General features: G+C 43.4%; 6 protein-coding genes and 1 pseudogene. 4 read left to right on the top strand and 3 right to left on the bottom strand.

Annotated features, from left to right (window positions below):
* Nucleotides 1-186: 186 nt before the first annotated feature.
* Complete coding sequence (locus tag CAG69_RS03855; protein ID WP_065646236.1) at nt 187-735, bottom strand: ATPase; 549 nt, start codon at nt 733-735, stop codon at nt 187-189.
* Between the two features lie 103 nt (nt 736-838).
* Here CAG69_RS03855 and CAG69_RS03860 point away from each other — a divergent pair, with 103 nt between their 5' ends.
* The 4 genes from CAG69_RS03860 to secF all read left to right on the top strand — a co-directional run bounded on the left by CAG69_RS03860 (nt 839) and on the right by secF (nt 5,020).
* Complete coding sequence (locus CAG69_RS03860; protein ID WP_161442808.1) at nt 839-1,507, top strand: SH3 domain-containing protein; 669 nt, start codon at nt 839-841, stop codon at nt 1,505-1,507.
* 125 nt (nt 1,508-1,632) lie between these two features.
* Complete coding sequence (locus CAG69_RS03865; protein WP_046875884.1) at nt 1,633-2,112, top strand: hypothetical protein; 480 nt, start codon at nt 1,633-1,635, stop codon at nt 2,110-2,112.
* Between the two features lie 164 nt (nt 2,113-2,276).
* On the top strand, nt 2,277-4,115 hold the full coding sequence (gene secD, locus CAG69_RS03870; protein WP_005397712.1) for a protein translocase subunit SecD: 1,839 nt from the start codon (nt 2,277-2,279) through the stop codon (nt 4,113-4,115).
* A gap of 2 nt (nt 4,116-4,117) precedes the next feature.
* Complete coding sequence (gene secF / locus CAG69_RS03875; RefSeq protein ID WP_005397711.1) at nt 4,118-5,020, top strand: protein translocase subunit SecF; 903 nt, start codon at nt 4,118-4,120, stop codon at nt 5,018-5,020.
* Nucleotides 5,021-5,081: 61 nt separating this feature from the next.
* Here secF and CAG69_RS22435 read toward each other — a convergent pair.
* Nucleotides 5,082-5,348: pseudogene (locus CAG69_RS22435) on the bottom strand (hypothetical protein).
* 16 nt (nt 5,349-5,364) lie between these two features.
* Nucleotides 5,365-5,985, bottom strand: a complete 621-nt coding sequence (locus CAG69_RS03880; protein WP_161442810.1) for a LysE family translocator — start codon at nt 5,983-5,985, stop codon at nt 5,365-5,367.
* Nucleotides 5,986-6,538: the final 553 nt, after the last annotated feature.

The following is a 6,538-nucleotide window of genomic DNA, read 5'->3' on the forward strand; positions in this document are numbered from 1 at the left end:
GCATTATTGTGACGTATGTCTCTATAAGTTGCCTCTCTTGGTCATGGTTTAGTCAAGTTTGTAAAAGGGAACAGTCCCATTTTTTACATATAATGTTGGGATCACTAAAAGAGGGAATTAAAGCACGAATAACGTCCAATATTGGAGTGAAAACCCGACATCGTCTTTTCAAAACGGGCTCGATTTTTACCTCGAAACATCTTGAGCGTATTGAAGCGATCTCGCTTCTTTATCATAGAGTTGCGCTAGTGCTTGGTACTGTGAAGAAAGGCGTTTGTAATCCTCGGTAAGTTGCAAAGCGTTGGTGTTATACCACTCCGCAGTGATTTGATTGGCAGTTTCGTTTGACTCACGGCACTTTTGGGCAAGTTTCTTCCATCCATTTGCTGACCATTGAGATTGTGTGCTCAATTTAATCAACTCATTAGCTTTAGTCGTGAGTTCTTCTTTATATTGAATGGAGGCTTTTAATTGAGTTTTGAACGCATTTTGGTTCGAGCGAGCGCGCCAAAGTAACACGAGTTCATGTAGGGAAAAGGTTTGGGACAATAACTGGCGCTGCTTATGTTCGGCTAAAAGTGCATTGAATACCTCAACATGCTTATTGTAATTGGACTCTAAACGATTGAATTGGGTAAGATTGTCATTCCACGACGACGGGTTACATTGAATATTGGCGTGCCCCATAATGGGGAACAGAAGAAACAACAGTATCCAATTGAGTTTGTTGATCATTATTGCTCGCGTTAGTTGACCGACCCTTTTGAGTATATACCCAAATTTCCGCGACATGCGTGTTGCCGGTGAGATAAGAACAAAGAATGAAAAGGAAAAGTACATGAAGAAAATTCTCATCGCATTGATTGTCATACTGTTGCTCGGTGGGGCGGGTGCTGGATACTATTTCTTCTTTATGCAGAAAGATGAACCTGAGGCGCCAAAAGCTGCGCAAGTGGAGCAAGCGCCAGTGGAAGAAGAAATATCCAAACCGATTCTGGATTTAGAAACCGCCCCCCCTGAAGTGACCGAATACTATGTCATTGAGCGTCGAATCAATGTTTACAATAAGCCAAATGTTAATGCTTTGGTTGTCGATACGCTCTATAAGGGAGAAAAAGTATCGGTGTTAGAAAAAGTGGATGGTTGGTATCGAATCTCTGGTTACCTTGTTTATGAAGAGGGCGGTGAAGAAAAAGCAGAGTGGTTGAATGCCGAAGGATTATCTGATGCAGAGCCAGTTATTAAAGAACAAGAGCGTTTAGAAATACTGGATGGATATTTGCAGAAGTCGGATGATTTAAAAGTCCACTTGGACATCTTCCGCAAGAAAACACAACAATTGTTAGACGATGAAACCTGTGATCCGAGTGATTTTGAAGAGCTCGGTGGCTGGGTTCGTTCGGTTACTTATGACAAGCGCAATGTGTACTTCATTTATTGTGGTGGTTTGGAGCAAGAAAACAAAATCTATTTAGATGTCGATAAAGGCGATATCTTTTACCGCTAACAGAGCGCCTTTAGTGTAAAGCCTCTAGAGATTTATAACTTTTTAGTTGTGAACCATAATTAATAGGAATACTATCATCGAGTCGAGTGAAAAAACTCGACTCGTTTTGTTTTTAGTGAGTTCTTATGTCTCAGATTTGCTTGAAAAAATTGCTTTTTATGCTGCTTGCGATGGTATTGCTACCAGCGCATGTTTTCGCTGCGCAAATCGATCAGAAAGCTCATTTACCTTACTTTTCTAAGCTGCAACCATTTGTTGCGAGTATTGCTTTTGCAAATACCTCAATCGATTTTTCTGAAGTCTCAGAAGAAACGACGCAGTCTCCGATTTCTGAAAGTCACGCAAGACTCGATACGCTAGCCCTATTTAACACTCAACGTTGGGTTTCTCACTTACGTGAAGGCCTTGATGATGAGCATGTTGACGTTGTTGGTGACCTAAACACGCCTTTCTATGCTGACGCAGGTTATGCCTACAGCCTGATGGATATCAATTGGCGTCAAAACCAGTACACTTTTTATCATTTCACAAGCGATCATCGCATTTCTGGTTGGAAAGAGACCAACGCAATGTACGTCGCACTCAATAGTCAATTTTCTGCCTAAACACCATCTATTTGCACCATTGTGCACTCTTAACACGACGATTGTATTCAACAGGGCGTAACCGTCCTGAGCATTTCATACCCTGAATTTTTTCTGGGGGCATCTGTCGTGTGTTAAGCCTTGTTATTAAAAGCTTCACTTCGTAGTGAAGGGATGATGTTTACATGAAAAAAACACCAAAGCAGCAAAAGAACAGAAAGCTGATGAATCACTATTCAGCTTGGAAATATGTCGTATTAATCACCACGGTCATTATCTTAACGTTAAGCGCGATTCCGACTTGGTTCGGTGAGCAACCATCGATCCAGCTGACGTTTTCAAACCAAAACAGCAGTGAAATGTCGGTTGTTCAGTTGAATCAACTACTGAAAACCAATCACATCTCAGCAGACAAAATCATCGAAAAAGATGGCAAAACGACCATTGTATTCGATGATGAAAATGCGCAAAGCAAAGCTCGTGCGTTACTAAACAATGAGCTAAATAAAGAAGACAGCATTACCTTCTCATATGTGTCTGTTGCTCCAGAGTGGCTGAATGAGATGGGCTTTAGCCCAATCAAACTCGGTCTTGACCTTCGCGGTGGGGTACAGTTCCTCTTGAATGTCGACGTAAATAAAGCATTTGAGGAGCAACGTAATGCTTTGATCGATGAGATCAAAGCAAGCCTGCGAGATCAGCGCGTGCGTGGTGTACAAATTCGCGCAGAAAGTGGTAACCGCATTGCGGTAAACAGTGAGAGTGATACCGCCCTAGCTGAAGTAAACAAATTCTTGCGTCAAAACTATCCAGGTTGGGTGGTGAAAAGCTCGTCTCGCGGTTTTGTTCTTGAGCCAAGTGAGCAGAATATTCAAGAGTTCCAATCAACGACATTGCAACAAAACTTGAAGATTATGCGTGGTCGTATTGAAGAGCTAGGTATTACGGAAGCATTAGTTCAGCGTCAGGGTAAAGACAGCATTCGTATTGAGCTACCAGGTGTACAAGACCCAGCACAAGCGAAAAACGTTATTGGTGCCACTGCGAGTTTGGCATTCTACGAAGTGAAAGATGCAGGCCAAGCGCGAAGCGGCCAAGATCTTGTACTGAAAGATAACGATGGCCGAACTGTTGTTCTAGAGAAACGACCAGTCCTAACGGGTGAGCACATTGTTAACGCTCGTGCAGGCGTCGACAATATGGGTATGTCAGAAGTTAACATCTCGCTTGACCACGCGGGCGGTAAAAAGATGAGTGATTTCTCTGCAACGCATATTGGCAAGCCAATGGCGACGGTTTATCGCGAATACAAGACAAACGATCGTGGCGTAACAGAGCGCAGCGAGCGCGTTATCAGCGTTGCGACTATTCAATCTCAACTTGGTAGCCAATTCCGTATTACCGGCGCTGGCAGCATGGACGAAGCGCAGCAGTTAGCGCTATTACTTCGTGCGGGGTCGTTAACTGCCCCGGTTACTATCGTAGAAGAGCGCACTATTGGTGCTTCTTTGGGAGCTGAAAACATTGAAAATGGTTTTGCGGCACTTGCTTTAGGTATGGGGTTAACACTGACCTTTATGGCACTTTGGTACCGCCGCTTAGGTTGGGTGGCGAATGTGGCGCTTTGTGCCAACATGCTTTGTTTGCTTGGCCTAATTGCCTTGTTACCAGGTGCGGTGCTAACGCTTCCAGGTATTGCAGGTTTGGTGTTAACCGTTGGTATGGCAGTGGACACCAACGTTATTATCTTCGAACGTATTAAGGACAAAATGCGTGAAGGCCGCAGTTTCGCTCAAGCGATTGATCTGGGCTTTGATAGCGCGTTCTCGACCATCCTTGATGCCAACATTACTACCATGATCACCGCCGTGATTTTATACGCCATCGGTAACGGCCCAATCCAAGGCTTTGCCTTAACACTCGGATTAGGTTTGTTAACCAGTATGTTTACAGGCGTATTTGCCTCTCGAGCAATGATCAATTTAATTTGGGGCCGAGATGCCCGTCGTGATGTGAGGGTTTAATCATGGTCGAAATGCTAAAACAAAATATTCGTAAAATTCGCCACTTTACTACGCTAGTTTCTATCGTTTTGACGGTGATTGCACTTGGTGCTCTGGGCTTTAAAGGGTTGAACCTAGGCTTGGATTTTACTGGTGGTATGGTGACAGAAGTGAAAGTCGATAAGTCGTTAACCAACCACGATCTGCTTGATGCACTACAACCAAAACTTGGTGAATCAACCTCTGTCACCCGCACAGGTGAAGATGGTCGTTGGCTCATTCGCTACTCCGCCCCTGAAGAAGGGCAAACTCTGCCAAGTGTGGAAGAGGTATTAAAGCCAGTTTCACATCAAGTTGATGTCGTCAGCAACAGTATTGTTGGTGCTCAAGTTGGCCAGGATTTGTTTGATCAAGGCGGTTTAGCACTATTGATTTGTGTGCTGAGCATCCTTGGTTACTTGTGTTTCCGTTTTGAATGGCGCTTAGCGAGTGGCTCTGTATTTGCTCTGGCTCATGACGTAATTGTCGTCCTCGGCTTCTTTGCCGTTACCCAAATGGAATTCAACTTAACGGTTTTTGCTGCCGTATTGGCAATTTTAGGCTACTCATTGAATGATTCGATCATCATTTCAGATCGAATTCGTGAGCTACTGATCGCGAAACAAAGTTGGAAAATGGAAGACATCAATGACCAGGCTGTCATCGCGACGTTCTCTAGAACGATGGTGACTTCAGGCACAACACTGATTACTGTTGGTGCACTATGGATTATGGGGGGAGCACCGCTAGCGGGTTTCTCAACAGCGATGTTTATTGGTGTGCTATCAGGTACATGGTCTTCCATTTCCATTGGTACCGTATTACCTGAACTGTTCAAACTAGAACCTAAGCATTACTTGCCCGTTGAGATTGATACCGCGCCGTAATACGAGGTGCTGAAGGTAAAAGTGCTTGCGCCACTCAGTTTGAGTGGCGTTTTACTTTGTGCTATTTCACACGCATCAGGCGGTGTTTGACGTGACCTAAATCGAACTCAATGATTTGAGAGCGCTTCATCGATTCAACCAGGCGCAGCATGGATGTGTGATAACCTTTCTTTTTCATCCATTGCAATGGCCCGGAAAAGCTGTCTTCGTTTACAACTCAAGATTCGCCTTTGTGTTCTCCAGCATAAACGTTTACGACCCAAACCCGGGCCTGAAAATCTAATACTTCACTTATGTTTCGCGTAATTTTTCTTAGGATATTTTTCATCATTTCCAGCGTTGCTTTAGCTCAGTAATAGCCAAACACCAACCCCCATCATTAAAGTGCCCGCGATACGGTTCATCAGGCGCACATTCTTTGATTGACCCAACACGCGTTTCAGTCCTTTACCACCCGTGGCATACAGAGACATACAAATGAACTCAAAAAGAAGAATGATGGAGACAAGCACGATTAGCTGTGGAGCAAGAGCCGCATTTTGATCGATAAAAGGCGGCAGCAGAGAAATCATAAATGCCCAGCCTTTTGGGTTTGCGATAGCGGTAACGAAGCCTTGCATGATGAGCGCGACATTGCCACTTCTGGGTGTCTCCAAATTATCGACATTTATTGCTAACTTACCTCGAGATCGCCACATTTCTACACCAAGATAGAGTAAGTAGCCGCCACCAATAAACTTTAGTGCGACAAACATCCAAGGATAGTTGAGCATGATCGCTGCGATCCCTAATACGGCCGAGACTGAAACCAGCGCGACACCGACGAGTTCACCAATCATCATCCATAATGTGCGGCGATAACCGATACTCATTCCTAGCGTTAAGGCGAGCGTCATGCACATTCCTGGTGTAATTGAGACAAAAAAGAAGGTAGGGATGAACATACTGAGCAATGCAAGATTCATGTTTGTTGATAACTAAGTGATTTGATAGAAGCCACAAAGATAGTGCAAATTGATAAAGGATACTATCCCCAAATATCCCCAAATAACCTCAAGGTGCCAGGTTCAGCGAGAATGACTTGGCTCACAGGCACGGCAACGATTTGAAGATCTAGTGGCTCTAAATCAAAAATCGTTAACAAAGGCTATGGGTAAGGCAACTCGCCCTGCGGAGCATGTCACTGACACGATTTCTGCATCTTGACGTCATTTGGGTATAACATCAATTTACTTGGGTTAAAGAATTTAGATGATTGCTTTAGGATATGGTACCACCGAATATTGCACCGTACCGGTACTTCAATAGATAAAAAGTGATTCTATACGTTAAATGCCAGTTAATTGATGTTATTTAGATATTTAAAATAAAACTGAAATTATTTTTTAATTGCTGCGTCATAATAGTGCAAACTTGCACCAAGATGAGACGTTTTCTTCTATTGTTTACCTTCTAAATATACCACTTTTCATAAGAAAAACTATAAATATAAAATTAATTTTATACTGTCAGTAATAT

The organism is Vibrio sp. V43_P6S15P86, from assembly GCF_009904725.1.
In the GTDB taxonomy this organism is placed as follows: domain Bacteria; phylum Pseudomonadota; class Gammaproteobacteria; order Enterobacterales; family Vibrionaceae; genus Vibrio; species Vibrio diabolicus.

Excerpts from the sequence above, each read along its gene's own strand:
- secD (WP_005397712.1), top strand. The coding sequence starts at position 2,277 with ATGAAAAAAACACCAAAGCAGCAAAAGAACAGAAAGCTGATGAATCAC.
- CAG69_RS03855 (WP_065646236.1), bottom strand. The coding sequence starts at position 735 with ATGATCAACAAACTCAATTGGATACTGTTGTTTCTTCTGTTCCCCATT.
- secF (WP_005397711.1), top strand. The coding sequence starts at position 4,118 with ATGGTCGAAATGCTAAAACAAAATATTCGTAAAATTCGCCACTTTACT.
- CAG69_RS03880 (WP_161442810.1), bottom strand. The coding sequence starts at position 5,985 with ATGAATCTTGCATTGCTCAGTATGTTCATCCCTACCTTCTTTTTTGTC.
- CAG69_RS03860 (WP_161442808.1), top strand. The coding sequence starts at position 839 with ATGAAGAAAATTCTCATCGCATTGATTGTCATACTGTTGCTCGGTGGG.
- CAG69_RS03865 (WP_046875884.1), top strand. The coding sequence starts at position 1,633 with ATGTCTCAGATTTGCTTGAAAAAATTGCTTTTTATGCTGCTTGCGATG.